This window comes from uncultured Luteimonas sp., from assembly GCF_947492465.1.
Taxonomy (GTDB): Bacteria; Pseudomonadota; Gammaproteobacteria; order Xanthomonadales; family Xanthomonadaceae; genus Luteimonas.
This window is the reverse complement of the sequence record NZ_CANLNF010000002.1, coordinates 343,055-369,741: the sequence shown is the minus strand read 5'-3', so window position 1 is coordinate 369,741 and position 26,687 is coordinate 343,055. Positions and strand designations below refer to the sequence as shown.

23 protein-coding genes are annotated in these 26,687 nt (G+C 70.8%); 11 read left to right on the top strand and 12 right to left on the bottom strand.

What is annotated here, in order from left to right; all coding sequences use genetic code 11:
* Window positions 1-155: 155 nt before the first annotated feature.
* Window positions 156-1,049 (bottom strand): tRNA 2-thiocytidine(32) synthetase TtcA, encoded by an 894-nt coding sequence (gene ttcA, locus Q0863_RS06695; RefSeq protein ID WP_298577064.1) that lies wholly within the window; start codon window positions 1,047-1,049, stop codon window positions 156-158.
* A gap of 170 nt (window positions 1,050-1,219) precedes the next feature.
* Between ttcA and adhP the strand changes: the two genes are divergently transcribed.
* Window positions 1,220-2,248 (top strand): alcohol dehydrogenase AdhP, encoded by a 1,029-nt coding sequence (adhP, locus tag Q0863_RS06690; RefSeq protein ID WP_298576670.1) that lies wholly within the window; start codon window positions 1,220-1,222, stop codon window positions 2,246-2,248.
* A gap of 64 nt (window positions 2,249-2,312) precedes the next feature.
* Here the strand turns inward: adhP and bamE are convergent, their stop codons facing one another.
* Complete coding sequence (bamE, locus tag Q0863_RS06685) at window positions 2,313-2,909, bottom strand: outer membrane protein assembly factor BamE (RefSeq protein ID WP_298576668.1); 597 nt, start codon at window positions 2,907-2,909, stop codon at window positions 2,313-2,315.
* Window positions 2,910-3,071: 162 nt separating this feature from the next.
* Between bamE and Q0863_RS06680 the strand changes: the two genes are divergently transcribed.
* A complete protein-coding gene (locus Q0863_RS06680; RefSeq protein ID WP_298576667.1) occupies window positions 3,072-3,278 on the top strand; it encodes a YdcH family protein in 207 nt (68 codons plus the stop codon).
* Window positions 3,279-3,366: 88 nt separating this feature from the next.
* Here Q0863_RS06680 and plsB read toward each other — a convergent pair whose 3' ends face one another.
* Window positions 3,367-5,985 (bottom strand): glycerol-3-phosphate 1-O-acyltransferase PlsB, encoded by a 2,619-nt coding sequence (plsB, locus tag Q0863_RS06675; protein WP_298576665.1) that lies wholly within the window; start codon window positions 5,983-5,985, stop codon window positions 3,367-3,369.
* A 227-nt stretch (window positions 5,986-6,212) separates the two neighbouring features.
* Between plsB and Q0863_RS06670 the strand changes: the two genes are divergently transcribed.
* Window positions 6,213-9,104, top strand: a complete 2,892-nt coding sequence (locus Q0863_RS06670) for a TonB-dependent receptor (protein WP_298576663.1) — start codon at window positions 6,213-6,215, stop codon at window positions 9,102-9,104.
* Between the two features lie 47 nt (window positions 9,105-9,151).
* Here the strand turns inward: Q0863_RS06670 and Q0863_RS06665 are convergent, their stop codons facing one another.
* The 4 genes from Q0863_RS06665 to Q0863_RS06650 all read right to left on the bottom strand — a co-directional run bounded on the left by Q0863_RS06665 (window position 9,152) and on the right by Q0863_RS06650 (window position 12,411).
* Window positions 9,152-9,910 (bottom strand): endonuclease/exonuclease/phosphatase family protein, encoded by a 759-nt coding sequence (locus Q0863_RS06665; RefSeq protein WP_298576661.1) that lies wholly within the window; start codon window positions 9,908-9,910, stop codon window positions 9,152-9,154.
* Window positions 9,911-9,923: 13 nt separating this feature from the next.
* The gene (locus Q0863_RS06660) at window positions 9,924-10,769 is read right to left on the bottom strand and encodes a thiol:disulfide interchange protein DsbA/DsbL (RefSeq protein ID WP_298576659.1); all 846 of its coding nucleotides are present in this window, start codon (window positions 10,767-10,769) and stop codon (window positions 9,924-9,926) included.
* 62 nt (window positions 10,770-10,831) lie between these two features.
* Complete coding sequence (locus tag Q0863_RS06655; RefSeq protein WP_298576657.1) at window positions 10,832-11,509, bottom strand: thiol:disulfide interchange protein DsbA/DsbL; 678 nt, start codon at window positions 11,507-11,509, stop codon at window positions 10,832-10,834.
* Window positions 11,509-12,411, bottom strand: coding sequence for a c-type cytochrome (locus Q0863_RS06650; RefSeq protein WP_298576655.1), 903 nt, complete (start codon window positions 12,409-12,411; stop codon window positions 11,509-11,511). Before Q0863_RS06650 ends, Q0863_RS06655 begins: the two co-directional genes overlap by 1 nt.
* A 159-nt stretch (window positions 12,412-12,570) precedes the next feature.
* On the opposite strand from Q0863_RS06650, the gene yihA reads away from it, so the two are divergent.
* Window positions 12,571-13,176, top strand: a complete 606-nt coding sequence (gene yihA, locus Q0863_RS06645; RefSeq protein ID WP_298576653.1) for a ribosome biogenesis GTP-binding protein YihA/YsxC — start codon at window positions 12,571-12,573, stop codon at window positions 13,174-13,176.
* A gap of 81 nt (window positions 13,177-13,257) precedes the next feature.
* Entirely contained in the window at window positions 13,258-13,836 is a 579-nt protein-coding gene (locus tag Q0863_RS06640; protein ID WP_298576651.1) for a hypothetical protein, read from the top strand.
* A gap of 3 nt (window positions 13,837-13,839) precedes the next feature.
* Here the strand turns inward: Q0863_RS06640 and Q0863_RS06635 are convergent, their stop codons facing one another.
* Together Q0863_RS06635 and Q0863_RS06630 are read right to left on the bottom strand one after the other, a co-directional pair.
* Window positions 13,840-14,544: a VIT family protein gene (locus tag Q0863_RS06635; RefSeq protein ID WP_298576649.1), complete on the bottom strand. Its 705-nt coding sequence runs from the start codon at window positions 14,542-14,544 to the stop codon at window positions 13,840-13,842.
* A 174-nt stretch (window positions 14,545-14,718) separates the two neighbouring features.
* On the bottom strand, window positions 14,719-16,554 hold the full coding sequence (locus Q0863_RS06630) for a glycoside hydrolase family 13 protein (RefSeq protein WP_298576647.1): 1,836 nt from the start codon (window positions 16,552-16,554) through the stop codon (window positions 14,719-14,721).
* Between the two features lie 230 nt (window positions 16,555-16,784).
* Here Q0863_RS06630 and Q0863_RS06625 point away from each other — a divergent pair, with 230 nt between their 5' ends.
* Window positions 16,785-18,149, top strand: coding sequence for a glutamate--cysteine ligase (locus Q0863_RS06625; protein ID WP_298576645.1), 1,365 nt, complete (start codon window positions 16,785-16,787; stop codon window positions 18,147-18,149).
* Between the two features lie 36 nt (window positions 18,150-18,185).
* Here Q0863_RS06625 and Q0863_RS06620 read toward each other — a convergent pair whose 3' ends face one another.
* The gene (locus tag Q0863_RS06620; RefSeq protein ID WP_298576643.1) at window positions 18,186-18,869 is read right to left on the bottom strand and encodes a hypothetical protein; all 684 of its coding nucleotides are present in this window, start codon (window positions 18,867-18,869) and stop codon (window positions 18,186-18,188) included.
* Between the two features lie 116 nt (window positions 18,870-18,985).
* Here Q0863_RS06620 and ppc point away from each other — a divergent pair, with 116 nt between their 5' ends.
* The 3 genes from ppc (at window position 18,986) to Q0863_RS06605 (ending at window position 22,687) form a co-directional block, all read left to right on the top strand.
* The gene (ppc, locus tag Q0863_RS06615) at window positions 18,986-21,703 is read left to right on the top strand and encodes a phosphoenolpyruvate carboxylase (RefSeq protein WP_298576641.1); all 2,718 of its coding nucleotides are present in this window, start codon (window positions 18,986-18,988) and stop codon (window positions 21,701-21,703) included.
* Window positions 21,704-21,768: 65 nt separating this feature from the next.
* Complete coding sequence (locus Q0863_RS06610; RefSeq protein ID WP_298576640.1) at window positions 21,769-22,401, top strand: glutathione S-transferase family protein; 633 nt, start codon at window positions 21,769-21,771, stop codon at window positions 22,399-22,401.
* A gap of 10 nt (window positions 22,402-22,411) precedes the next feature.
* Entirely contained in the window at window positions 22,412-22,687 is a 276-nt protein-coding gene (locus Q0863_RS06605) for a DUF4326 domain-containing protein (RefSeq protein ID WP_298576638.1), read from the top strand.
* 270 nt (window positions 22,688-22,957) lie between these two features.
* Here Q0863_RS06605 and Q0863_RS06600 read toward each other — a convergent pair whose 3' ends face one another.
* The gene (locus Q0863_RS06600) at window positions 22,958-23,908 is read right to left on the bottom strand and encodes a transposase (RefSeq protein WP_298576636.1); all 951 of its coding nucleotides are present in this window, start codon (window positions 23,906-23,908) and stop codon (window positions 22,958-22,960) included.
* Between the two features lie 283 nt (window positions 23,909-24,191).
* On the bottom strand, window positions 24,192-25,094 hold the full coding sequence (locus Q0863_RS06595) for an alpha/beta hydrolase-fold protein (RefSeq protein ID WP_298576634.1): 903 nt from the start codon (window positions 25,092-25,094) through the stop codon (window positions 24,192-24,194).
* Between the two features lie 140 nt (window positions 25,095-25,234).
* Between Q0863_RS06595 and frmR the strand changes: the two genes are divergently transcribed.
* Together frmR and Q0863_RS06585 are read left to right on the top strand one after the other, a co-directional pair.
* On the top strand, window positions 25,235-25,510 hold the full coding sequence (gene frmR, locus Q0863_RS06590) for a formaldehyde-responsive transcriptional repressor FrmR (RefSeq protein WP_298576633.1): 276 nt from the start codon (window positions 25,235-25,237) through the stop codon (window positions 25,508-25,510).
* Window positions 25,511-25,574: 64 nt separating this feature from the next.
* Window positions 25,575-26,684, top strand: a complete 1,110-nt coding sequence (locus Q0863_RS06585) for an S-(hydroxymethyl)glutathione dehydrogenase/class III alcohol dehydrogenase (RefSeq protein ID WP_298576631.1) — start codon at window positions 25,575-25,577, stop codon at window positions 26,682-26,684.
* Window positions 26,685-26,687 lie beyond the last annotated feature (3 nt).

The window sequence follows — 26,687 nt, the reverse complement described above, 5'->3', positions numbered from 1 at the left end:
CCGTAGAAGGGAATAGGGAATGATGGTGCAAGGCGCGGACGAGGGCCGTCAGCCCGGCGCGGGAAGGCGGTCATTGTCACGCGTGCGGGATGCCGGGTGCGCCGCCGCGCGGGACGATGCGCGCGCGGGTGCAACGACTGGAGCGGATCGTCACCTCAGCTGCGGCCGCTCCCGGCGGGCGCCGGCGTGCCCGCCTCCGGATCGCCGGCGAGCCAGGCATGCGCGTCGGGCAGTGCGGCGCCTTCGCGGTGGCCCAGCGACAGGAAATCGAACAGGGCCGGATCGCTCAGCTGCGAGGGACGGATGTCGCCGAGCGCGCGCGAGATGGTCTCGATGCGGCCGGGCGACTCGCGCTCCCACTGCGCCATCATCTTCTGCACCTGCTTGCGCTGCAGGTTTTCCTGCGAACCGCACAGGTTGCAGGGAATGATCGGGAACGCTTTCGCTTCGGCGTAGGCGGCGATGTCGTCCTCGCGCACGTAGGCCAGCGGCCGGATCACCACGTGCCTGCCGTCGTCCGACAGCAGCTTCGGCGGCATGCCGCTGAGCTTGGCGTGGAAGAACAGGTTGAGGAAGAAGGTGGCGACCAGGTCGTCGCGATGGTGGCCCAGCGCGATCTTGGTGTAGCCGTGCTCTTCGGCCCAGGTGTACAGCGCGCCGCGGCGCAGCCGCGAGCACAGCGAGCACATGGTCTTGCCCTCGGGCACCACCCGCGTGACCACCGAATAGGTGTCCTGCTCGATGATGTGGAAATCCACGCCGATCGAGCGCAGGTATTCCGGCAGCACGTGCTCGGGGAAGCCGGGCTGCTTCTGGTCGAGGTTGACCGCGGTGATCGAGAACGAGACCGGCGCCTTCTTCTGCAGCTGCAGCAGCACGTCGAGCATCGTGTAGCTGTCCTTGCCGCCGGACAGGCACACCATCACCCGGTCGCCCTCCTCGATCATGCCGAAGTCGGCGATCGCCTTGCCGACCTGGTGGCGCAGCCGCTTGGCCAGGCGGTTGGCCTCGTGCGCGCCGCGCCGGTCGGCGTGGCGCAGGGTGGGCATGGGCAGGGGGACGACGGTTTCCATGCGCCGATTTTACCGGCTGCGCGCGGGCAGGGGCCGTTGCGACGGTCCGGCGCGGGCTGTGGAGGCGTTTTGTCCGGGACGGGGCCGGGTGCATGCGCGGAAGCGTAGGCTGGGCTGGTGTTCTCTCAACTGCGCAGGAGGCTCCGATGGACAGGACGATGCAGGCCGCGGTGGTGCGTGCATTCGGCCAGCCGCTGGTCATGGAGGAAGTCGCGGTGCCGCGCCCGGGCGCCGGCGAGGTGCTGGTGGAGGTGGCGGCGTGCGGGGTATGCCACACCGACCTGCACGCGGCCCGCGGCGACTGGCCGGTCCGGCCCACCCCGCCGTTCATCCCCGGTCACGAGGGCGTCGGCCACGTGGTCGCCGTCGGCACCGGCGTCGCCCACGTGCGGGAAGGCGACCGGGTCGGCGTGCCCTGGCTGTATTCGGCCTGCGGCTATTGCACGCACTGCCTGGGCGGCTGGGAAACGCTGTGCGAATCGCAGCGCAACACCGGCTACTCGGTCAACGGCGGCTTCGCGCGGTACGTGCTGGCCGACGCCGGATACGTCGGCCACCTGCCCCCGGGCATCGGCTTCGTCGAGATCGCACCGGTGCTGTGCGCGGGCGTGACCGTCTACAAGGGCCTGAAGGTCATCGGGGCCAAGCCGGGCGACTGGGTGGTGATCTCGGGTGTCGGCGGGCTCGGCCACATGGCGGTGCAGTACGCCCGCGCCATGGGCTTCAACGTCGCGGCCGTGGACGTGGACGATGCCAAGCTGCGCCTGGCGGGGCGCCTGGGTGCCACGATCACGGTCAACGCGCGCGACACCGATCCGGCCGGCCACCTCAGGAAGGAGATCGGCGGTGCCCACGGGGTGCTGGTGACGGCGGTCTCGCCATCGGCCTTCGCCCAGGCCACCGGCATGCTGCGACGGGGTGGGACGATGTCGCTGGTGGGGCTGCCGCCGGGCGATTTCCCCCTCGACATCTTCGGCATGGTGCTCAACGGCATCACCGTGCGCGGTTCGATCGTGGGGACCCGGCTCGACCTGCAGGAATCGCTGGAATTCGCCGCCGCCGGCAAGGTGGCCGCGACCGTCACGACCGACCGGCTCGAGAACATCAACGAGATCTTCGCCCGCATGCAGTCCGGGACGATCGAGGGCCGCGTCGTGCTCGACATGGCGGGTTGATCCGTCCGTCGTGGCACGGCGGCCGCCCCCGCGAGAGGGGCGGCGGCCACATCCGGTTACAGGATCAGGGTGTCCACACCCGGTTGCGGGTCGAGGGGTCGGTGGTGATGTCGCTCACCCGGCCGCGTGCGTCGAAGTGCAGCTGGAACTCGGCGAAACTGCCGAGCCAGTAGCGCCACAGGGGCGCGTCCAGGTCCGGGTTCTCGCTGCTCATGGGGTAGCCCAGCGCGGTGATGACCTGTTCGCGGGTCATGCCCGGCGTCACGCGCGCCTGGCGGACCGCCTCCTGCACCTTCGCCGGCCAGCCGGCGATGGCGGCCTTCGGGTCCGCGGCCACCACGTAGCGGGCGGCGAACGCGGCATTGTCCAGGTCGCGGCTGTAGTCGTTGCCGATCTCCTGCTTCTGCCCATCGATCAGCACCTTGACCCGGTAGCGGCCGTAGCCGGTCACCCTGGCCGGCGTGCCCGCGGGGATCACCCGCTTGCCGCCCTCGGCGTAGTTGCTGTCGCTGATCCAGCTGCCGTCGCTGCGCATGTTGCAGCACAGGTAGCCGTCGTACTTGTCCTGCGCGCCGGCGCTCCCCGCCACCAGCGCCGCGACGATGCCCAGCGTGCGCAGGCCCCGGCGCATGCCGGCCGCGTCCTTTCCGACCTTGTCCATCTTCTCGTGCTCCTTTCCCCGGCGGCCGGGCGCGCCGCGATCGAGTTGCCGGAGCCGCCTGGCCCCGTGCGCGTTGCCCCCGTCGCGCCGGAACATTGTGCCCGCCGGCGTTGCGGCCGAACAGGCGCCGGCGGCGGTCCGGGCGTGTAAGCTGGCGCAGGAATGCACAGCACAGATTCCGCCGAGATCACCCGCCAGCTGGCCGAACTGCGGCTCCAGCATCGCGACCTCGACACCGCGATCGCGCAATTGCAGGCCGACATCGCCAACGACGAGCTGACGATCAAGCGGCTGAAGAAGCGCAAGCTGATGCTCAAGGACCAGATCGCGCGGCTGGAAAGCGCGCTGATCCCGGACGAGCCGGCCTAGGGCGGCGGCGCAGCGCCGCCGACATCCCCGGACACGGGCGCCATCGCGCACGACCGGCGCGGGCGGCCGATCCCATGTTCGGCCACGCTCAGGCCTGCGGCGCCGGTTCCTCCGCCCGTACCGCTTCGGGGCTCACCTTCTCGATGGTGTGCCGCAGCTCGCGGCCGAGGATGATCTTGGCGTCGCGCGCCCAGGTTTCCAGGCGCTGGTCGAACACCAGCTTGCTGTTCTGGTCGAGCTTGACCAGGCCCAGTTCGCGCAGCTTCTGGATGAAGCCGCGGAACAGGCTCTTGTCGAAGAACTCCGGCGCGGCAGGCGCGTACAGCAGGCTCAGGCGCTGCGCGGCGAGCTGGCACAGGCTTTCGAGTTCGCCGGCGCCCAGCGTGCCGGGCCCGTTCTTGGCCAGCACCGAGATGGCGATGTAGTAGCGCTCGAACGCCTGCTGCAGCGGATGGCCGATCGCGCGCAGGCGGAACACCTCGTCCGACTGCCCGGCGTTGCGCGCGAGGATGCCGCCGTCGTCCTCGCCGACCTGCTGCAGCAGCCCTTCGCGGAGGAACACGTCGATGGTGCGGTCGATGCGCTCGGCGAAGCCGTCTTCGTCCCAGGCCAGGAACAGCTCGCCCTGCAGGAACGGATACACCGCCCGGCCGATGCGCATCAGGGTGTCGCGCGCCATGCGGCGGTTGTGCTGGAAGCAGCAGGCGATCCACGCCGAGGCGGTGAACAGGTGCAGCACGTTGTTGCGGAAGTAGCTCAGCAGCACCGCGTCGTCGTCGCCGACGCTGAACACGTCGCCCAGCGGATGCGCGATCCGGCGCAGCACGCCGATCTCCTCGCCGTGGGCCACGATCTCGCGCGGCGAGTGCGGGGTGACCGTCACCCGGTCCGAGTACGGCACCTCGGCCAGCAGGGTCTTGGACAGCGCGATCTGCGCCAGCAGGTCGGCCTCGCCCATGGCGTGCTTGGGCGTGGACAGCAGCGCCAGCGCCAGCAGGTTGATCGGATTGACGTCGGCGGCGCGGTTGATGTTGACCTGGATGCGCTGCGCGGCCGCGTCCACGGTGTCGGACAGCCAGTCGGGCTTGTCCTCGTCCGAGAGCGGGCGGCCGTCCCAGTCGGTGGCGTGCTCGGCGAGCAGTTCGGACAGCGGGATCGGTTCGCCGAAATTCACCACGACCTGTCCGTAGTTCTGCCGCAGCACCTTGGGGATGCTCCACAGCAGGGCCCAGATCGATTCCTTTTCCTTGGGCTTGCCCGACAGCTCGTCCAGGTAGCTGCCGCCCTCCATCAGCTTCTCGTAGCCGATGTAGACCGGCTGGAACAGCACTGGGCGCGAGGGTTGCCGCAGGTAGGCGCGCAAGGTCATCGAGATCATGCCGCCCTTGGGCTGCAGCAGCCGGCCGGTGCGCGAGCGCCCGCCCTCGATGAAGTATTCGATGGAGTAACCGCCGGCGATCAGCTGCGCCACGTATTCGGCCAGCACCGCCGAATACAGCGCCGAACCGCGGATCGAGCGGCGGATGAAGAACGCGCCGCCGCGGCGCAGGATCGGCCCGATCACCGGCAGGTTGAGGTTGATGCCGGCGACGATGTGCGGCGGCACGATGCCCTTGGTGTAGAGCAGGTAGCTCAGCAGCAGGTAGTCCATGTGGCTGCGGTGGCTGGGCACGTAGATCACTTCGTTGCCCGGCGCCACCGCCTTCAGGCCGTCGAGGTGGTGCACCAGCACGCCGCGGTAGATCCGGTTCCACACCGAGGTCAGCAGGAACGAGGCCGAACGCACCACCGGATGCGAATAGTCGGCGGCGATCTCGTAGGCCATCGCGTGGGCCTTCTTCCACGCGTCCTCGGGCGAGCTGCTGTCGCGCCGGGCCTGGTCGGAGATCGCCTCCTTGACCGGCGGCGAGGCGAGCACCTTGTCGATCAGCAGCCGGCGCGTGGACAGGTCGGGGCCGATGATCGCTTCGCGCAGGCGGTTGAAATGGGTGCGCAGCAAGCGCGAGAGCTTGCGCACGCTGCGCTCGGGCGGCAGGTCCTCGGCCAGCAGCTCGCGGATGCTCACCGGCGCGGCGAACTGCACCAGGGTGTCGCGGCCGTTGAGCAGGATCGCCAGCAGCCGGCGGAAGCGGCCGACGATGGCCCAGTTCTCCGAGAACAGCACCGAGAACCAGCCCGAGGCCTTGTCGGGCGAGCGTCCGACGAAGATCGACACCGGCACCAGCTGCACGTCCAGCGCCGGATCCTCCCGGTGCGCCTCGAGCAGGCGGGCCAGCGACTCGGAGTGGGTCTTCTTAGGCGGCGCCTGGCCGGTCGCCAGTGCCAGCGTGCCGCCGGCGTTGCGTCGCGACAGCGCCACGTAGGCGCGCTTGCGCCCCAGCGGATCGCCGGGCAGCGGGCGCAGCGGCGCCGGCATGCCGGTCTCGCTGCAGGCGCGGTCGAGGATCAGCGCGTTGGACAGGCCGTAGTCCTCGAGCACGTAGCAGACCGGGCGCGCGTCGACCAGTTCGGGCGGCGCCTGTGGTTCGATCTTCAAGCCGATCCAGGGCTGCAGCACCCACCCGGCCAGCGTCGCCCACCACGGCCGTCCGCTGCGCATCGCGGCCACGCGTGGCGGCGGTGGGCCGCGGTCGGGATCGGTGGGCGGGCGATCGCCGCCCGGGCCGGCGGGCGGATCGGCCTGGAAGAGGGTGGGCTGGCTTGGCATCCCGCGCATTATGCCCAAGCGCGCGGACGCGCTTGGGACGATGCCGCCAGTCAGCAATGTCAAGGTTGGCTGAACAAATTCCGCCCAGTCGCGCGAAAACTGTGACGCGAGGCCGCTTGTCCGATGGACAGGCTTGCGCGGCTTTACAGCTTGTTTACAAACAGGCAACGCGCGAGGGGGCGTGCGGAACTGGATTTCCCGCTGCATCACTTCCAAGGAGAGACCCGATGTTGCCCCGTTCCCATCGCCTGGGCGCCGCCGTGCGCCGTGGCCTGCTGCTGTCCATCCTCAGTCCCGTCGCCTTGGCCCAGCAGGCGGCGGCGCCCGAACCCGAACCCGGCGCCCGCACCCTGGACACGGTCCAGGTGACCGGATCGCGCATCCGCCGCGCCGAACTGGAGACCCAGGTCCCGGTGCAGGTACTGAGCCGCGAGGACATCGACCGCAGCGGCTTCACCTCGGTGGCCGAGGTGGTGCAGAACCTCACCGCCAGCGGCGCCGCGCTCAACACCAAGTTCAATTCCTCCGGCAACTTCGGCTTCCCGCCCGACGGCGGCGGCGTCGGCGCGGGCGCGGCCACGGTCGACCTGCGCCACCTCGGCGCCAAGCGCGTGCTGGTGCTGGTGGACGGCATGCGCTGGGTCAACGAATCCTCGGCCTCGGGCGTGGGTTCGTCGGTCGACCTCAACACCATCCCGCTGTCGATCATCGAGCGCATCGAGGTGCTGGAGGACGGCGCCTCGTCGATCTACGGCTCGGACGCGATCGCCGGCGTGGTCAACATCATCACCCGCAAGGACGTCGACGGCGCCAGCGTGCAGCTGCACACCGGCGACTACAGCGACCTGGCCGGCGGCGAGACCTGGGGCGCGGACCTGGGGTGGGGCGGCAGCAGCGAGCGCGCCCGCTGGTTCGTCGGCGCCTCCTACTTCAAGCAGAAGGAAATCGCCTCGACCGAGTACGGCCCGGCCAGCGTGCCGGTGCCGGGCACGGGCCTGTCCAACGGCAGTTCGGCCACGCCGCACGGGCGTTTCGTGTTCCAGGATCCGGACACCGGCGTGGTCTACGACCTGACACCCAATACCGGCGACACCAGCCCGGCGTTCGATCCGGCGCAGACCGGCTGCGATCGCAGCGACGGCTTCCACTGCTTCGGCACGCCCGACCGCTTCAATTTCGCGCCCTACAACCTGCTGCTGACGCCTTCGGAGCGCAAGTCGCTGTTCGGCCAGGTGCAGTTCGACTTCAGCCCGACCTTCGGCGGCTACGTGCGGGTGCTCTACAACGAGCGCGAATCGGCCAACCAGGCCGCGCCGGAGCCGTTCTTCCTCGGCACCGACGCCGGCGTCTACAACGAATGGGCCGAGACCCGGCTGGTGATTTCGGCCACCAATCCCTACAGCCCGTTCGACTTCGACCTGACCACGATGGGCGACAGCCCCAACCTGTTCCTGATCGGACGACGTCCGGTCGAGGGCGGACCCCGCCGCTTCGTGCAGGAGGTGGAAACCTGGTACGCCTCGGCCGGGCTCAACGGCCTGTTCGACGTCGGCGCGCGCACCTGGAACTGGGACGTGAACCTGATGCGCAGCGAAAGCACCGCCGAGCAGACCAACAGCGGCAGCTACAACATCCGCCGCATCAACGAGGCGCTCAGCGGCGAGGCCGCGTGCGCGGCGATCGCCGGCTGCGTCGACCTGGACCTGTTCGGCGGCCCCGGCTCGATCACGCCCGCCATGCTGGCTTGGATCCAGCCGGTGGTGCGCGACCGCAGCAACAACAGCATCAGCCTGGCCTCGGCCAACATCACCGGCGACCTGTTCGACGGCTGGGCCGGTCCGGTCTCGTTCGCGGCCGGCGTGGAGTACCGCGAATACGAGGGCGAGTACCAGCCCGATCCGCTGACCGTGGCCGGCGAGTACAACGGCGTGCCGTCCGGGCCGAGCAGCGGCGAGTACGACGTGCGCGAGGCCTACGCCGAATTCCTGGTGCCGCTGATGAAGGACGGCTGGGCCGGCAAGAGCCTCGACCTCAGCCTCGCCGGGCGCTGGTCGGACTACTCCAACTTCGGCAGCACCAACACCGGCAAGATCGGCCTGCGCTGGCAGGTCGCCGACGAGTTCCTGCTGCGTGGCTCGTTCGCCGAGGGCTTCCGCGCGCCGTCGATCGGGGAGCTGTACGGCACGCTCAGCCGCTTCGACGCGACCCTGGTCGATCCGTGCAACGTGCCGGCCTCGACCACGCCGGCCTGCGTGGCCGAAGGCGTGCCGGCCGACTACGAGCAGTCCAATCCGCAGATCTCGGTGGTGACCTCGGGCAACATCGACCTGCAGCCGGAAACCAGCCGCAGCCTGATGCTGGGGGCGGTGTGGAGCCCGTCGTTCGCCGACGCCACGGCCTGGTCGGACCGGCTCGACCTGGGCATGACGTTCTACCGCCACACCATTGACGGCGCGATCCAGGCGCTGGACGCGCAGACCATCCTCGAGCGCTGCATCTCCACGCGTGACCCGGTCTCGTGCGGGTTCTACGAGCGCAATGCGCGCGGCCAGATCGTGCGTTTCGACAACATCCTGGGCAACGTCGGCACCATTCGCACCGACGGCTGGGACTTCAGCGCCGACTGGCGCCTGCCCGAGCAGGGCTGGGGGCAGCTCGCGTTCGCCTGGAAGACCACCTGGGTGACGCGCTACGAACTGGTCAACGAAGCGGGCCAGGCCGAGCCGCGCGCGCCGGGCGTGGAGATCAACAACAGCGCGATTCCCGACCTCACCTCCACCCTGTCGGCGGTGTGGCGCGGTGGCGGCGGCTGGCAGGCGGCGTGGACGGCGCGCTACATCGACCGCCTGCGCGAATCCTGCGCCGGTGCCAACGGCTTCGACATCTGCGACGACAGCAGCAACGACCGCAACGATCTCGGCGCCACCACCTACCACGACGCGCAGCTGTCCTGGGGCACGGATGCGTGGATGAAGGACTTCCGCATCACGCTCGGACTCAACAACGTGTTCGGCAAGGATCCGCCGATCTGCCTGAGCTGTTCGCTCAACGGCTACGACGCCTCGACCTACGACCTGCCGGGCCGCTTCTGGTACGCGCGGGTAGGCTTCGGCTTCTGAGGGAAGGGCGGGGACGGGGCCGGCCTCCGGCCCCGGTTTTCCGCGCCTCAGCGCAACAGCGCGGACTCCGGCACCTCGAGGTTGACCGACAGCGCGAGGTGGTCGGAGAACGCGGCGGGCACCGCGCGCAGCCCTTCGCAGCGCAGCGTATCGGTGACCAGGATGTGGTCGATCGCGCGCTGCGGCTTCCAGCTGGGGAAGGTATGCACCGCGCACGCCGGCGGCTGCAGGCGGGTGGCGCGGAACAGGCTGCCCATCTCCGGGCAGTCGATCACGCAGTTGAAGTCGCCCATCAGCACCGCGTTGGGGAAGTCGTGCAGCAGCTCGGCAATGAAGTCGAGCTGCAGCCGGCGCGACTGCGCGCCCAGCGACAGGTGCGCCACCGCCACGGTCAGGCCGGCGGCACCATTGCCGAAGTGGCCCAGCAGCACGCCGCGCCCGGAAATGCGGCCGGGCAGCGGGTGGTGCACCACTTCCACCGGCTCGAGCCGGCTGAGCAGGCCGTTGGCGCTGGAGGCCACGTTGCCCACGCGCCGGTTGGGCTGGTGGGTCCAGTAGTCGAATCCGGCGCGTTCGGCCAGGTAATGGGTCTGGTTGGTGAAGCCCGAGCGCCAGCTGCCCGGGTCGCTTTCCTGGAGGCCGACGATGTCGTGCTCGCCGGCCAGCTGCGCGATCGCGTCCAGCGAGGTGCGCTTGCCCACCGGCAGCACGTGCGACCAGCTGCGGGTGGCGTAATCGCTGTAGCGCCGGGTGCTGGAGCCTGCCTGGATGTTGGCGCTGAGCAGCCTCAGCCGTTGCGTGGACATGCGCGTTCGGGCATCAGCCGCCGGCCCGCACCTGCGCGATCACGCGGTCGGTGTTCTGCAGCATGTCCTCGAAATTCCGGCCCTTCACCCGGTAGCGGCCGTTGACGATCATGGTCGGGGTCGAGTTGGCGCGCTGCTGGGCGATGTACTGCTTGGCGCGGCCGAACTTCGCGTTCACCGTGAAGCTGGCCATGGTGCTGGCGAACTGCGCCGGATCGGCGCCGAACTTCGCGTAGGCGCGGGCGATGTCCTGCGGCGAATCGGTGCCGCGCTCGCCCTTGAGGCTGCGCTCGACGTGGATCGCCTGGAAGATGCCGTCGTGGGCCTTGTCGGCGATGCCCATCGCCTCGGCCGCGTAGTAGGCGCGCACGTAGGGATCCCAGTTGCCGCCGAACGGCGCGGGCACGTAGGTGAAGCGCACGTCGGCGGGCAGCTGCGCCTTCCAGTTGTTGACCAGCGGCTGGAACATCGCGCAGGCCGGGCAGACGTAGTTGAACACCTCGACCACCTCGATCTTGCCGTCCAGCGGCTCGAACGGCTGGCCCCCCTGGATCAGGTCGTAGTGCTCGCCCTGCACGGCGAAGGTCGCGGCCGGGGTAGCCGGCGTGGCCTGCGGTGCCGCGCTGTCGCCTGCGGCCGGCGCGGGCGCCGCATCCGGGCTGCCGGCGGCGTCGGCTGCCGGCGCCGCCGGGTCCAGCGCGGGTTCGTCGCCCACGGCCTCCGGCGCGGCGGCGGGGGCGGGCGCATCGGCCGCAGGCGCCGGCGTCGGCGCGGCAGGTTCGGACGGCTGGCAGGCGGCCAGCAGCAGCGCAAGGGCGGCGGGCGCCAGGACGAGGCGGGAGACGGCGCGGAAGTTCATCGACGGGTTCCTGGATCTTGGTTGGGACGAAGCGTACAGCGACGGCCGTGAGGCCGGCGGGGTCAGCGCGCGGCGGCGCGTTCGACCGCGATCAGCGCGTCGGCGATCCGCAGGGACTCCTCCAGCGAGGCGCCCTGCACGCGGTACTTGCCGTTGATGATGAGGGTCGGCGTGCCACGGACCCCGGCGTGCACCGCGAACGCCTTGGCGGCGTTCATCTTCGCGGTGGTGTCGGCCGAGGTCAGCGCCGTGCGCACCTGCGCCGGGTCCAGGCCCTGCGCGACCAGGAAGGTCGCCATCTCCTGCAGCGAGGCGCCACGCCCGGGCAGGCTGCCTTCGCGGTGGACGGCATCGAACAGGCGCGGATGGAGCTCGGCCACGCGGCCGAGCGCCTCGATCGCGAAGTAGCCACGACCGTAGGCGTCGTCGGTGGACCAGACGGCCGGCACGTAGCGCAGGCGCAGGTCGTCGCCGGCGCGGCGCTTCCACGCGGTCAGCATCGGATGGAAGTCGTCGCAGTGGCTGCAGCCGTAGGCGAAGACTTCGGCCACCTCGATCGTGCCGGGCTCCTCGCTCCAGCGCTTGCCGTCGGAGATCGGGATGTACTCGATCCCCATGCCCGGCGGCATCGCCTGCGCCAGCGCGGCCAGCGGCAGCAGCCACAGCAGGCACAGGGCGAACAGTCGCGCACGCATCGGCGTGCGGCCGTGGCTGGCCAGGGCCGGGTCCGGGAGCGGCATCAGCCCTGCGCGTCGACGGCGTCGGCCGCCGGCTCGGTGGTGGTGTCGACCGGCTCCGCGGCGGGCGCGGCAGGCGCCGGTGCCGGTGCCGGCGCGGCGACCGGGCCGGCCGCCTCGATCGCGGCCAGCGTGGCGGCGTCGGGGCGCTGGTGCAGGCCCTGCAGGTAGCTGGCCAGGGCCTGGATTTCCTGGTCGGTCAGCGGCGCGGCGACCTCGGCCATGATGTCGAACAGGTGGCGGTCGCCCAGGCTGGTCTCGCCGGAGCGGTATTCCTGCAGGCGACGGTCGACATAGCTGGCCTCCTGCCCGGCCACGGCCGGGTAGGCCGGGCCCGGGTTGCCCTGCCCGGAAGGGCCGTGGCAGGCCATGCAGGCCGGGATGCCGCGCGCGGCGTCGCCGGCCCGGTACAGCTGCTGGCCGATCTCGTAGAACTTCATGCCGGCGTAGGCGCCGCCCTCGACCACGGTGTCGTCCGCGATGCCGGCACCGGCCTGCTTGGTGGCGAAGAACGCGCCCAGGTCGCGCATGTCCTGCGGACTCAGCGGCGCGGCGAACGGGATCATGACCGCGGCCATGCCGGTGTTGCGCTCGCCGCTCTTGAACAGGGCCAGCTGCTGGGAGATGTAGCGTTCGCTCTGGCCGGCAATGCGCGGATAGGGCATGCCCTCCGGCGGGTTGCCGTCCAGGCCGTGGCAGGCGGCGCAGGTGCCGGCCAGGGTGGCGCCGTTCTCGGGATCGCCGGCGCGGGTCTGCTTGAGCGCCGCCAGGGCGCTGGCGTCCAGCGACACGACCTCCACCGGCGGCGTCTCTTCCAGCGGTTCGACGGTGGACTGGGCGAACGCGACGGCGCCGGCCACGAGGGCGACGAAACCGGCGACACCGATGGCGCGGGCGTGGCGCATTGCAGGACTCCGAAAGCGATGGATCGCGGCAGGGGCTGCCCCGGCCGCAAGGTCCGGGATTATCGCGGTGCGCCGCAGGGACGGTCAAACCGCCGCCGCCGCGGCGCCCCGGGGCCGGCGCCGTGAGAAGCTATGCCGGCCCAGAAGTCCAGGATCGCGATGGCCAGCCCGTTCGCGCGTGCCAGCTACCTGCTCGCCGCCCACACCCCCAGGCAGCTGCCTCCCGACGGCGGCGCCGAGGTCGCCTTTGCCGGCCGCTCCAACGCCGGCAAGTCCAGCGCACTCAATGCCTTGTGCCAGCAGAACGCGCTGGCGCGGGTGTCCAAGACGCCGGGGCGGACCCAGCAGCTGGTCTATTTCTCCCTGCCGCCGCACGAGAACAAGTACCTGGTCGACCTGCCCGGCTACGGCTACGCCAAGGTCCCGCTGGCCCTGCGCGAGCACTGGCAGGCTTTCATCGACCAGTGGTTCCAGGATCGCTTCGCGCTGCGCGGCCTGGTGGTGGTGATGGACATCCGCCACCCGCTCAAGGAGTACGACCTGCAGATGCTCGGCTACGCCATGCGCCGGGGCCTGCCCGCGCACGCGCTGCTGACCAAGGCCGACAAGCTCTCGCGCGGGGCCGCCGGCAACACCGTCCAGGCGGTGCGCCGCCAGCTGTCGGCCAGCTACGGCGACAGCATCGGCGTGCAGGCCTTCTCGGGCGAGACCAAGGCCGGCGTCGAGGAACTGCGGGCGGTGGTCGCCGGCTGGCTGGAGCTGTAACCGCCACCTCCCTGGCACTCCGCCGCGCCGCGCTGCGTATGTGCTGGCAGGGCGGCCTGTCGCCGCCGCGGAGGAACACCCATGCGCAAGCGGACGGGACGGGCGATGGCGATGGTGCCGGCACTGCTGCTGGCCGGCGTCGCGGTGGCGGCGTCGCCACCGGAACTGGAGGCCGAACAGGTCAACATCGATCCGGGCGCCTGGCTGGCCCTGGGCGGTTCGGTGCAGCAGCGGCTGGCGCAGTCGTTCGAGGTGGTGCAGGCGGGCTACATCAGCCACGTCATGGTGCCGATGAGCTGCCAGCCGAAGGCCGACGTGCGCGTCACCCTGGAAAAGACCAGCGGCGGGATGCCCGACGGCTCGGTGCTGGCCTACGAGGAACTGCCCGGCTTCGTGTTCGACTCGGTGCCCACGCCCGCGATCGGCATGCGCATGATCGAATTCGGCGCGCCGCCCCTGGTCGGTCCCGGAACCTATGCGGTCACGCTGCGGGTCAAGGGCCGATACGACTGCGGCGTGGTGGCCGGGCCGCACGGCGATCCCTACCCGGCGGCCAGGGCCTGGTTCATCGCCGCGGACAACCCGCCCGGATGGATCGAACTGTTCGACGCGGGCGGCACCCGCGACCTGGCGTTCCAGGTGTTCCTGCGGCCGCTGTAGGGCTCAGGCGCGCACGTCGAACAGCTGCCCGACCAGCGCGGCCGCGCCCATCGCCAGCACGCCCCAGAACCCGACCCGCAGCGCGCCGCGCATCACCGGCGCGCCGCCGAGCCGGGCGGCGACCGCACCGGACAGCAGCAGGCCGGCCAGGGTCGCGGCCGCGACCACCGCCTGCACCCGCGCCGGCGGCGACAGCAGCGCCGCCAGGACCGGCAGCGCCGCCCCGGCGCAGAACGCGGCCGCCGACGACAGCGAAGCCTGCAGCGGACGGGCGCGCAGTGCTTCGGTGATGCCCAGTTCGTCGCGCGCGTGCGCACCGAGCGCGTCGTGCCGGGTCAGCTGCTCGGCGACCTGGCGCGCAAGCGCCGGCTCCAGGCCGCGGCGCGCATAGATCCCGGCCAGTTCGTCGAGTTCGGCGTCCGGCGCCTCGCGCAGTTCGCGGCGCTCGACCGCCAGGTCGGCCGCCTCGGTGTCGGCCTGCGACTGCACCGAGACGTACTCGCCGGCGGCCATCGACATCGCGCCGGCGACGGTGGCGGCCACGCCCGCGACCAGGACCGCCTCCTGGGTCGCGCCGGCCGCGGCGATGCCGACCACGACGCCGGCCACCGAGACGATGCCGTCGTTGGCGCCGAGGACCGCCGCGCGCAGCCAGCCGGCGCGATGGCTGCGGTGCTGTTCGTGGTGCGTGCCGCTGGCCTTCTTCATCCGTGGACTCCGGTCCGGTCGATGCGGGCATTGTCGCGCCGCGCACGGGGAACCGGCGGAATGGGACGCGCATGCGTTTGCGCGGTCGCGCGCGAGGACCGCCGCGGCGGCGCTCCGCGCGCAGGGTTCTACGTCCGGCAGGTCGCCGCACACCGTGTGCAGCCTGCGATACGGCTATTCCAGCTCGAGGATCAGTGGCGCCTTCGCCGGCAGCAGCAGGCGCTCGCCGAGCCGGATGCGACCGCCGCCCAGCACGTCGGTGGCCGTGCGCGCGTCGCCGATCGAAGCGGCGAAGCGGGCCAGCGCGAGCGGCGTGTCGGCGTCGTTGCGGTTAAGCGCGACCATCACCCGCTGCCCGGCGTGCTCGCGGAAGTACACGTACACGCCGTCGACCGGCGCGTAGTGCACCAGCGTGCCGGCGTGCACGGGCGTGGCGCCGCGGCGCCAGTTGAACAGCCGCCGCACGAAGTCCTGCGCCTCGCGCTGCGCGGGCGACAGCCCCTGGCCGGTGAACGCGTTGGCCGCATCGCCGGCCCAGCCGCCCGGCATGTCGGCGCGCAGTTCGCCGTCGCGGCGCTCGGCCGGGCCGCGCAGCAGCACTTCCGAGCCGTAGTAGAACTGCGGGATGCCGCGCACCGTGGCGGTCCAGGCCAGGGCCAGCTTCCACAGGCCCGGGTCGCCGCCGACGTGGGCGAGCAGGCGCGTGCTGTCGTGGTTCTCGGCGAACACCACCAGCGCATCCGGATCCGGATACAGGAAATCGTTGGCCAGTCCTTCGTACAGCGGCATCCAGCCGCTTTCCCAGGTATCGGGCCGCAGCAGCGCATCGCGCAGCGCGATATGCAGCGGGAAGTCCATCATGCTGGTCATGTGCGGCACGTGGCCGCTGGCGTTGGCCTTGCCGCGCTGCCAGTGCGCGACCACTGCGGGATTGGCGCTCCACTCCTCGCCGACCATGTCGAAGTCCGGGTACTCCGCCATCACCGCCCGCGCCCAGGCCGACAGGAAGTCCGCGTCGGCGTAGCCGAAGGTGTCCTCGCGGATCCCGGCCAGGCCGGCGTACTCGATCCACCACAGCGTGTTCTGGATCAGGTAGCGCGCCAGCTGCGGATTGCGCTGGTTGAGGTCGGGCATGGTGTCGACGAACCAGCCGTCGGTGAAGCCGGTGCGGTCGCCGGGCGCGGCGTGGGGGTCCTGGATCGTGGTGCGGCGGTGGTTGGTGGGCGTGAAGCGCGCTGCATGGTGGATCCAGTCGAGACTGGGCAGGTCGCGCATCCACCAGTGCTCCGAGCCGATGTGGTTGAGCACCACGTCCATCACGATGCCGATGCCGTGCGCGCGGGCCTCGCGCGCCAGCGCGCGGAAGTCCGCGTTGCTGCCCATGCGTGGATCGACCCGGTACAGGTCAGTGATCGCGTAGCCGTGGTAGGAGTGGCTGGGCTGGTCGTTCTCCAGCACCGGCGTCGGCCACAGCCGGGTGAAGCCGAGCGCGGCGATGTAGCCCAGCTGCGCGCGCATGCCGGCCAGGTCGCCGCCGTGGCGGCCGTCGGGATCGGCGCGGTCGGCGGCCTCGCGCATGCCGGCGACGCTGTCGTTGCCCGGATCGCCGTTGGCGAAGCGGTCGGGCGTGACCAGGTAGATCGCGTCGCGGCCGTCGAAGCCTCGGGGCGGCGCCGGTGCGCGCGCCTCGATGCGCCAGGGATGGCGCGCGGCCACCGCGTCGCCGTCGAGGAACTCGATGTCCAGCGTCCCGGGCTCGGCGTCGTCGTCGATCTCCACGGTGACGAACAGGTAGTTGGGATTCTCCAGCGCCTGCGCGCCTGTCACGCGCACGCCGCGATGCGCGATGCGCGGGCGCAGCGCGGCGATGTCGCGTCCGTACACCAGCAGTTCGACCTGGCGGTGCTGCATGCCGATCCACCAGTTGGCCGGCTCCACCCGCGCCACGGTGGCCGCCTGCAGCGGCAGCGAAGACAGCAGCAGGCACAGCAGCAAGACCGCTCGCGTCATGCGGGTTCCCCGGGGGCAATGGTGCGGCCGAGGCTAACGGCCGCACCGGCGCCGCGGCAATGCGCCAGGCGATGAATTCGTATGCAGCGGCCGCTGCGGGGCTGCGCATCCCCGCACCGGTGGGGTGCCTGCGTTCCAGCGCCGGAATGCCGTGGCCCGCTCCGGCGTTCCATAATGCGCCCGCGAACGCCGGACGATCCCGGATCGCGCCCTTCCCAAGAGCGATGCGCATGTCGAGTCCGAGCCACGCCGGCGACAACCCGGTTACCCGTCGCGACCAGCTGGTCGCGGTCCTCGCCTCGGGCGAGAAGCCGCGCGGCGACTGGCGCATCGGTACCGAGCACGAGAAGTTCGGCTTCCGCCTGGACGACCTGCGGCCGCCGGCGTTCGACGGCGAGCGCGGCATCGAGGCCTTGCTCAAGGGCCTCACCCGCTTCGGCTGGGAAGCCGTGGAGGAGCATGGCCGGGTCATCGCGCTGCAGAAGGATGGTGCCTCGGTCACGCTCGAACCGGCCGGGCAGCTGGAACTGTCGGGCGCGCCGCTGGAGGACATCCACCAGACCTGTCGCGAGGTCGGCAGCCACCTGCGCGAGGTCAAGGCCGTCGCCGACGAGCTCCAGGTCGGCTTCCTGGGCATGGGCTTCCAGCCCAAGTGGGCACGCGCGGACATGCCGTGGATGCCCAAGGGCCGCTACCGGATCATGCGCGACTACATGCCGAAGGTGGGCAAGCTGGGCCTGGACATGATGACCCGCACCTGCACGGTGCAGGTCAACCTGGACTACGCCACCGAAGCGGACATGGTGAAGAAGTTCCGCGTGTCGTTGGCGCTGCAGCCGATCGCGACCGCGCTGTTCGCCGATTCGCCGTTCACCGAAGGCAGGCCCAACGGCTACCTGAGCTACCGCTCGCACATCTGGACCGACACCGATCCCGACCGCACCGGGATGCTCGATTTCGTGTTCGAGGACGGCTTCGGCTACGAGCGCTACGTCGACTACCTGCTCGACGTGCCGATGTACTTCTCCTACCGCAATGGCGAGTACGTCGATGCGTCGGGCAAGTCGTTCCGCGACTTCATGGCCGGCAGGCTCGATGTGCTGCCCGGCGTCCTGCCGACCCTGCAGGACTGGAACGACCACATGACCACCGCCTTTCCCGAGGTGCGGCTGAAGAAGTTCCTGGAGATGCGCGGCGCCGACGGCGGGCCCTGGAACCGGCTGTGCGCGCTGCCTGCGTTCTGGGTCGGACTGCTGTACGACGATGCCGCGCTGGACGCGGCCTGGGACCTGGTCCGCGACTTCACCCGGCAGGAGCGCCACGCCCTGCGCGACGGCGTGCCGCGCGATGCGCTGAAGCTGCCGTTCCGTGGCGGCAGCGTGCGCGACCTGGCGCGCGAGACCTTGCGCATCGCCGCCGCCGGCCTGGAGCGCCGCGCGCGCCACAACGCCCGCGGCGAGGACGAGCGCGACTTCCTCTCGCCCCTGCTGGAGACGGTCGAAGCCGGGCAGACGCCCGCGGAATACAAACTGGCGCTGTTCCACGGCGAGTGGAACGGCGACATCGACCGCGTGTTCCGCGAGTTCGCCTACTGAGCGCGCCGCGGCCGGCCAGCCGCGGCGCGCCCGCGTTCAGGGCAGCAGGTGGTTGGCGGCGATGGTGCCGCCATCGACCGAGACCGACAGGTAGCCGCCGTTCTTGATGTCGTTGGCGGCCAGGCGGCCTTCCAGGTCCAGGCGCAGGGTGTGCTCGTCGCTGAATGCGCCCGGCGGCACCAGCCGCACGCCGGTCCAGCTGTAGCTGCTGTAGACGCCGTCGAGTGCCGGCTTCTGCGCTTCCATCACGCCCGACAGCGCGGCCGCGTCGACCTGCGACAGCGGCATCAGGTAGTCGTCCAGGCGGAAGTCGGCGGCGTTGCCGGACACCGACAGTTCGATGTCGTAGGGTTCGGAGAAGCGGCCGGTGGCCGGGTCGAGCCGCTGTCCGACCAGCTTCCTGGGATCGGCCGGGTTCCGGTAGTCCACCGTGCACACCTGCAGCTCGCCGCTGTCGGCGCTGAAGGTCGAGGTGATCTCGGACACTTCGGTGTCGGCGCCGAGCTGCTCTGCGACCGCGCGGAAGCAGGCGTCGTGGCCGTCTGCGAAGCGCGGGATCGCCGCGGCGGGCGCGGCTTCGGGAGCGGTGGGGGCGGCGCTGCTGCCTGCATCGGGGCCGGTGGCCTGCGGTGCGGCGCCATCGCCACAGCCGGCCAGGGCCAGCGTGAGCGCGGCGGCGAGGAGGGGCAGGCGGACGTGCGGCAGGTGGGTTGACTTCATTTCCGTATGTTCCTTGTCGATGGCGGGTGAAAACGCCGCGCACTATAGGGCGTGAGGTCGGTTGCCGCCGCAACCGATGCTGCATCGCCGCACGGATTCCGTGTAACGTTCCCGCGATGAATATCCCCGACGGCCCGCTGCGCGAGCAGCTCGAATTCGCCCAGACCGACACCCTGTTGCGCGATGACGTGCGGCGGCTTGGCGCGCTGGTGGGAGAGGTGCTCGCCGAGCAGGGTTCGCCCGCCCTGCTGGACGAAGTCGAAGCCATCCGCCGCGCCGCGATCGCGCGTCGCGAGCAGGGCCTGCCGGTCGACGCGCTGGCCGCGGAGATGGCGCGGGTGCCGCTGGCCGACGCCGAGGCCGTGGTGCGCGCATTCTCCACCTACTTCGGCGCGATCAACCTGGCCGAGCGCGTGCACCGCATCCGCCGCCGCCGCGACTACGAGCGCATCAGCGAGCTGCCGCAGCCCGGCGGCTTCGAGGCGGTGCTGCGCGACCTGCGCGACGATGGCGTGAGCTTCGAGGAGCTCGAGGCCACGCTGCCGCGGTTGTGGGTGGAGCCGGTGTTCACCGCGCATCCCACCGAGGCGGTGCGGCGGGTGATGCTGGAGAAGGAACGCGACATCGTCGAGCGCCTGGTCGAGGACATCGACCGCACGCGCACGCCGGTGGAGCGCCGCGCCGACATCGAGCGCATCCGCGTCGCGCTCACCGCGGGCTGGCAGACCAGCGACACGCCGGCGCACAAGCCCACCGTGGCCGACGAGGTCGAGCACGTCGGCTACTACCTGGCGCACATGCTCTACCGCGTGGTGCCGGTGTACTACGAGGCCTTCGCCGATGCGGTCGAAGCGGTGTACGGCCGCCGCATCTCGCTGCCGCAGGTGCTGCGCTTCGGCACCTGGGTGGGCGGCGACATGGACGGCAACCCCAACGTCAACGCGGGTACCGTGCGCGCGGCGCTGGACGCGCAGCGCGCGCAGGCGATCGAGCGCTACCGCGCCGACCTGCGCGGACTGAGCAACCTGCTGACCCAGTCGCTGGGGCGCGTCGACGTCGATCCGGCCGTGACCGCGCGCATCGACGAGTACGTGGCGCTGTTGCCGCAGGCGGCCAGGAAGCTGCGGCCGCGCCTGGCCGACATGCCCTACCGGCGCCTGATCGACCTGATCAAGGCGCGCCTGGCGCTGACCGCCCAGGGCGACGAGCGCGGCTATGCCGGCGCGGGCGGGCTGATCGCCGATCTCGAACTGGTCGACGCCAGCCTGCGCGAGCACCGTGGCGAGCACGCCGGCCGCTTCGCCCTGCAGCGCGTGCTGTGGCGCGCGCGCACCTTCGGTTTCCACCTGGCCGCGCTCGACCTGCGCCAGGATTCGGCGGTCCACGACGCGGCGCTGGCCGCGCTGCTTGGCGACGAGGGCTGGGCGGCGCGCCCGGCCGAGGACCGCAACGCACGCCTGCAGGCGCTGCTGCGCGAGCCGCCGGCCGCGCCCGACGCGCCCGGCGACGTGCTCGGCTCGACCCTGGACGTCTTCCGCGCGGTGCTCGCGCTGCGCCGTAGCCACGGCGTCGACGCGATCGGCCTGTACATCATCAGCATGTCGCGCAGCGCCGCCGACGCGCTGGCGGTGCTGGCGCTGGCGCGCGTGGCCGGCTGCGTGGAATCGGACGCGGTGCCGCTGGACATCTCGCCGCTGTTCGAGACCGTCGACGACCTGCAGGCCGCGCCGGAAGTGATGCGTTCGCTGTTCGAGGATCCGGCCTACCGCGCCCACCTGGCCGCGCGCGGCAACGAGCAGACGGTGATGCTGGGCTATTCGGACAGCGCCAAGGACGGTGGCCTGTTCGCCTCGCGCTGGGCGCTGCAGCGCACCCAGGTCGAGCTGACCGACCTGGCCAACCGCCATGGCGTGCGCATCATGTTCTTCCACGGCCGCGGCGGCTCGGTCAGCCGCGGCGGCGGCAAGACCGAGCGCGCGATCATCGCCGCGCCGCGCGGCTCGGTGAACGGCTCGATGCGCGTCACCGAACAGGGCGAGGTGATCCACCGCAAGTACGGCATCCGCGCGCTGGCGCTGCGCAACCTCGAGCAGACCACCGGCGCGGTGCTGCGCGCGACGCTGCGCCCGCGCCCGCGCGATCCGCGCGAGGACAGCTGGAAGGACATCGCCAGGACCCTGGCCGAGACCTCGCGCGCCCACTATCGCGCGCTGGTGCACGAGCATCCGGACTTCCCCGACTACTTCCGCGCGGCCACGCCGGTGGACGTGATCGAGCGCCTGCAGATCGGCTCGCGCCCCTCGCGCCGGCGCGAGGGCGGCATCGACAACCTGCGCGCGATCCCCTGGGTGTTCTCCTGGTCGCAGAACCGCTCGGGCCTGACCGGCTGGTACGGCATCGGCCATGCCCTGTGCGCGGGCGTGCAGCGCTATGGCCAGGAAGCGATGACCGAGATGGCGCGCGACTGGCCGTTCTTCGCCGCGGTGCTCGATGACGTGGAGATGCTGCTGGCCAAGTCCGACCTGGCCATCTTCGAGCGCTATTCGCAGCTGGCCGGCCCGCTGCACGACGTCTTCCACCCCGGCATCGCCGAGGAATTCCTGCGCACCTGCGATGCGATCCTGCTGCTCAAGCAGCGCGACGCCATCCTCGCCGACGACTACCGCCTGCGCCTGTCGATCCGCCTGCGCAATCCTTACGTCGACCCGCTCAGCCTGCTGCAGGTGGAGTTGCTGCAGCGCTGGCGCGCCGGCGGGCGCGAGGACGAGGACCTGCTGCGCGCCCTGGTGTCGACGGTGAACGGCATTTCGGCCGGGATCCAGAACACCGGCTGAGGCGCGGGCGCGCATCGCGACGGTCGAGGGCGTATCGTCGGCAGCTTTCCCGACGGAGCAGCGCAATGGCCGGCAGCGAACTCGTGTTCCATACCAACCCCATGTCCCGCGGCCGGATCGTGCGCTGGATGCTGGAGGAACTCGGGGTGGCCTACCGCACGGTGGTGCACGGCTACGGCGCGGAGATGAAGTCGCCGGAGTACTTGGCGATCAACCCGATGGGCAAGGTGCCGGCGATCGAACATCGCGGTGTGGTCGTGACCGAGGCCGCGGCGATCTGCGCCTACCTCGCCGATGCGTGCCCGCAGGCGGGGCTGGCCCCGGCGCTCGGCGACCCGCTGCGTGGCCCCTACCTGCGCTGGATGTTCTTTGCCGCCGGACCGGTGGAAGCGGCGGTCACCGCACGCGCGCTGGGCAGCCTGCCGCCGCCGGAGAAGGCGGGCTTCGTCGGCTACGGCAGCTACGAACAGGCGATGGACGTGCTCGAGCAGGCGGCCGCGTCGGCTTCGCCGTGGCTGCTGGGCGAGCGCTTCAGCGCCGCCGATGTGTACGTGGGCGGCCAGGTCGACTTCGGCCTGGCGTTCAAGTCCATCCCCGAACGTCCCGCGTTCACCGCCTGGGCCGAGCGGCTGCGCGCGCGCGACGCCTATCGTCGTGCCAGGGCCGCCGATGATGCGTTGATGCCCGCGGCAGGCTGAGGGCCGCGCCTTGCCGGTTCGCCTCCAGCTCAGCCGTCGGCGTGGCTGGCGCCTGCCGGACAACGCGGTGAGCGTGGCCCGGCCCACGCGCTGGGGCAATCCGTTCCGCATCGGCGTCGACGGCGATGCGGCGGCTTGCGTGGCGCATTTCCGCGAGTGGATGCTGGCCGAGGCGGCCCGCGTGGACGCCGCACGTGCATCGCTGCGCGGCCGCGACCTGGCCTGCTGGTGCGCGCTGGACGCCCCCTGCCACGCGGACGTGCTGCTGGAACTGGCCAACCGCTGAGGCGCCAGTACTTCCGTGCTCCCGTGGAGCGCGCTTGCGCGCGAAAGCACTCGCGATAAGGTCGCTCCCACAAGGACGGAAGGAACACGCCTGCGCCCGAATGCATTCGCGACCAAGGGCGCTCCCACAAGGGCAGGGGAGGCCACCCGTGCCCGAAAGCACTCACCACCAAGGTCGCTCCTGCAAGACAAAAGGAGCACACCTGCGCCAGAAGGCATTCGCGACCAAGCTCGCTCCCACAGGGGCAGGGGAGTGGCCCTGTGGGAGATTCTATGTCTGCATGCAATGGCGGTTCGAGCAGTAGTCGGATTGGAATTTGAGAAGCGAGAAGGCCAGGCGAGCCAGCTTTCGGGCGAGGATGACGAGGGCTTGGGTCTTGCTCAGTCCACGGGCCTGGTAGGCCTCGTAGAGGGTTTTCCATCGGCCCCTGCGTGCGGCGGCCATCGCAGCGTTGTGGAGCAGACGCCGGAGTTCGGGATCGCCTTGCTTGGTCAGTTTTCGCCGGCCGCGGGAGCCACCGGAGTCACGCACACGCACGTCCATGCCGAGGAAGGCGATAAAGGCGTCGCTGTTGCGGAAGTGGCCCCGTCGGAAGACGTTGGCCAAGGCGACGCAGGTAAGCGGGCCGAGTCCTTCCACGGCCTGTAGCCGGGTCAGATCCTGGTGCAGCCCGGTCTGCACGGCGAGCTGTTGCAAGGCGCGGTCGAAGTGTCGCAACACGATATCGAGTTGGGTCAGCAGGGCGCGGCAGGCCTTCCGCAGGTCGGGAACTTCGGCCAGGCTCTGGTTCAGTGCGGTGCGCATCCTGACCATGCGGGCGCGCCGGTGCAGCAAGCGCTGCAGGCGGATGTAGCCCGGCGGAGGCGGCTCCCAGAGCCGGAGCTGGTCACGCTCGCGCTGGAGATAGCGCTGCAGCAGCCGGGCATCGGCCAGGTCGGTTTTGGCCCGGCCCCCGACACTCTCGCGATAGCGGCTCAGGCGCAGGCCATCGACAACGTACAAGTGATGGCCGGCGGCATGCGCCAGCTCCAGCAGCTGCAGGTGGTAGGTTCCGGTTGCCTCGATCGCGATGCAGGCCGGGCCGGGCAGGGATTTGAGCCAGCGCCTGATATCGGTGTCCCGGTTGTTCAGGGACTGCATCTGCCCGTCATGTCGGCAGATCACCAGTTCCGACTTGCCGGTATCGATTCCGATCAGTTCCGGTTCATAGCGTTTTGCCATGTGCGTTGCTCCCGACTAATGTATCCAAGGGCCTGTCGGGGGCTCACCGGCGCTGGCTTGCAAGATGGGCGGTCGGGCGTGTGGTGACGCCAGCCGCTGGATTCCTGATCGGCGCTTGTGGTGAGGGGGCGGGACGATGTCTCCCACAGTCTGTGCTGCTGCCAGATGCGCGTAGGGTCCCTCCACCCCGACAGGCCCAACATACAAGCGCGCTTGCGCGCGAATGCCGGGGCAGCTGCTTGAGGTGGCCGAGCAGGAAATCGCAATCCCGCGCGCGCGTCCTTCAAGGCACGGGCGCTCGCACGGCCTCCGTGCGGGCCTCGTCGAACAGCCACAGCATCGCCCGCCGGTACACCTCGCCGATGCTGGCGGCGTGGGTGCCGTCGGGCAGCACGCTGAGCTCGACCTGCCAGGGTGCGTCGGACCGTGCGGACCAGGTCGCCGCCCACTCCCTCGCATGCGCCACGCGGGCGGCGGTGTCGCGTGCGCCGCTGGCCACGACGACGCCCAGGTCGTCGCGACGATGCGACGCCGGATTGCGATACAGCTGCTCGCGCGCCGGCGCCGGAGCCGGGTTGCTGGCGATCCGGCCCCAGAACAGGTCTGGATCGTGCAGCGCCGACCACAGCACGAAGTAGCCTGCGCGCGACTGCCCGAGCAGGACACGCCGCGCCGGATCGGCGCGATAGCGCGATTCCACCGCCGGCAGCAGGCGCCCGGCCAGGAAGCGGTGGAACGCCTCGGCGCCGCCCTGGTCCGACGCCGTGTCGGTACCCGCGGCGGTGAAATCGTGGTTCCGCCGGTTGATCGCCGGATCGAAGCTGCCGTAGGCAATGCCCACCACGATGGCCTCTGGCAGGCCTTCGTCATAGGTCAGGAACAGGTGGGTCGGCGCGAGCAGCGGAAACAGGCTGTCGCCATCGAGCAGGACCACCACCGGCCAGTGGCGCTCGGGCGCGGCCTCGTAGCCTTCGGGCAGGCGCACGTACACGTGGTGGCTGCGACCGCTGGCCTCATCCACCAGCGGGAAGTAGCCACCGCGCAGCGCGGGCAGGTGGTCGAGCGGCACCGCGCCGCGATCAGGTGCGGTGGGGCCTGCGGCGGCGGACGGGTCCTGCGCGTGCGCGCACGACAGCCATCCGGCCAGCAGGAAGATCGTGGCAGGCAGCAGCGGGGTCCGGGTCATGTGCCGGAGTCTAGCGCCCACCATGCGCGGAGAGGCGGCCTGCCGCAGCTGCGTGGAAGCGCCGCAAGGGAGGCCCGGGATGGCCGACCCCTCCGGACAAGGCTGGTATACTACCCCCCACTATTCACGCCGGTGCCCGCATGCCGCACTCGCCGGAAGAGAAAAAGAAGGTCCTCGCCCGCATCCGCCGCATCCGCGGCCAGTGCGATGCGCTGGATCGCGCGCTGGAAGCCGGCGCCGACTGCGCGCCGGTGCTGCAGCAGATCGCCGCGATCCGCGGCGCGGTCAACGGGCTGATGAGCGAGGTGCTCGAGTCGCACCTGCGCGAGCAGTTCGGCCAGGCCGCGCACGGCGACGACGAGCGTGCCGCCCGCGTGGCCGAGATGACCGGGCTGATCCGCTCGTACCTGAAGTGAATTCCCCTCAGGGCCGCGACCGTGCCGCGACCTTCCGAAACAACCGCATCGCAGGAGCCAAACCATGAAAACCCGTGCCGCCGTCGCCTTCGAAGCAGGCCAGCCGCTGCAGATCGTCGAACTCGACCTGGAAGGGCCGAAGGCCGGCGAGGTGCTGGTGAAGATCACCCACACCGCGCTCTGCCACACCGATGCCTTCACCCTGTCGGGCGAGGATCCCGAAGGCGTGTTCCCGGCGGTGCTGGGACACGAGGGCGCGGGCATCGTGGTGGAAGTGGGCGAGGGCGTCACCAGCGTGAAGCCCGGCGACCACGTGATCCCGCTGTACACCGCCGAGTGCGGCGAGTGCCTGTTCTGCAAGTCCGGCAAGACCAATCTCTGCGTCGCCGTGCGCGCCACCCAGGGCAAGGGCGTGATGCCCGACGGCACCACGCGCTTTTCCTACAACGGCCAGCCGGTCTACCACTACATGGGCTGCTCGACCTTCAGCGAGTACACGGTGGTGGCGGAGGTGTCGCTGGCGAAGGTGAACCCCGAGGCCAATCCCGAACACACCTGCCTGCTCGGCTGCGGCGTGACCACCGGCATCGGCGCGGTGCACAACACGGCCAAGGTGCAGGCGGGCGACAGCGTCGCGGTGTTCGGCCTCGGCGCCATCGGCCTGGCGGTGATCCAGGGCGCGAAGCAGGCGAAGGCCGGCCGCATCATCGCCATCGACACCAATCCGTCCAAGTTCGAACTCGCGCGCGGGATGGGCGCGACCGACTGCGTGAACCCGAAGGACCACGACCGGCCGATCCAGCAGGTGATCGTGGAAATGACCGGCTGGGGCGTGGACCACAGCTTCGAGTGCATCGGCAACGTCAACGTGATGCGCGCCGCGCTCGAATGCGCGCACCGCGGCTGGGGCCAGAGCGTGATCATCGGCGTGGCCGGCGCGGGGCAGGAGATCTCGACGCGTCCGTTCCAGCTGGTCACCGGCCGCAAGTGGCTGGGCACCGCGTTCGGCGGGGTCAAGGGCCGCAGCCAGCTGCCGGGCATGGTCGAGGACGCGATGCGCGGCGACATCCAGCTGGCGCCCTTCGTCACCCACACCCTGCCGCTGGAGCGCATCAACGAGGCCTTCGACCTGATGCACGAGGGCAAGTCGATCCGCACCGTCATCCATTACTGAGGT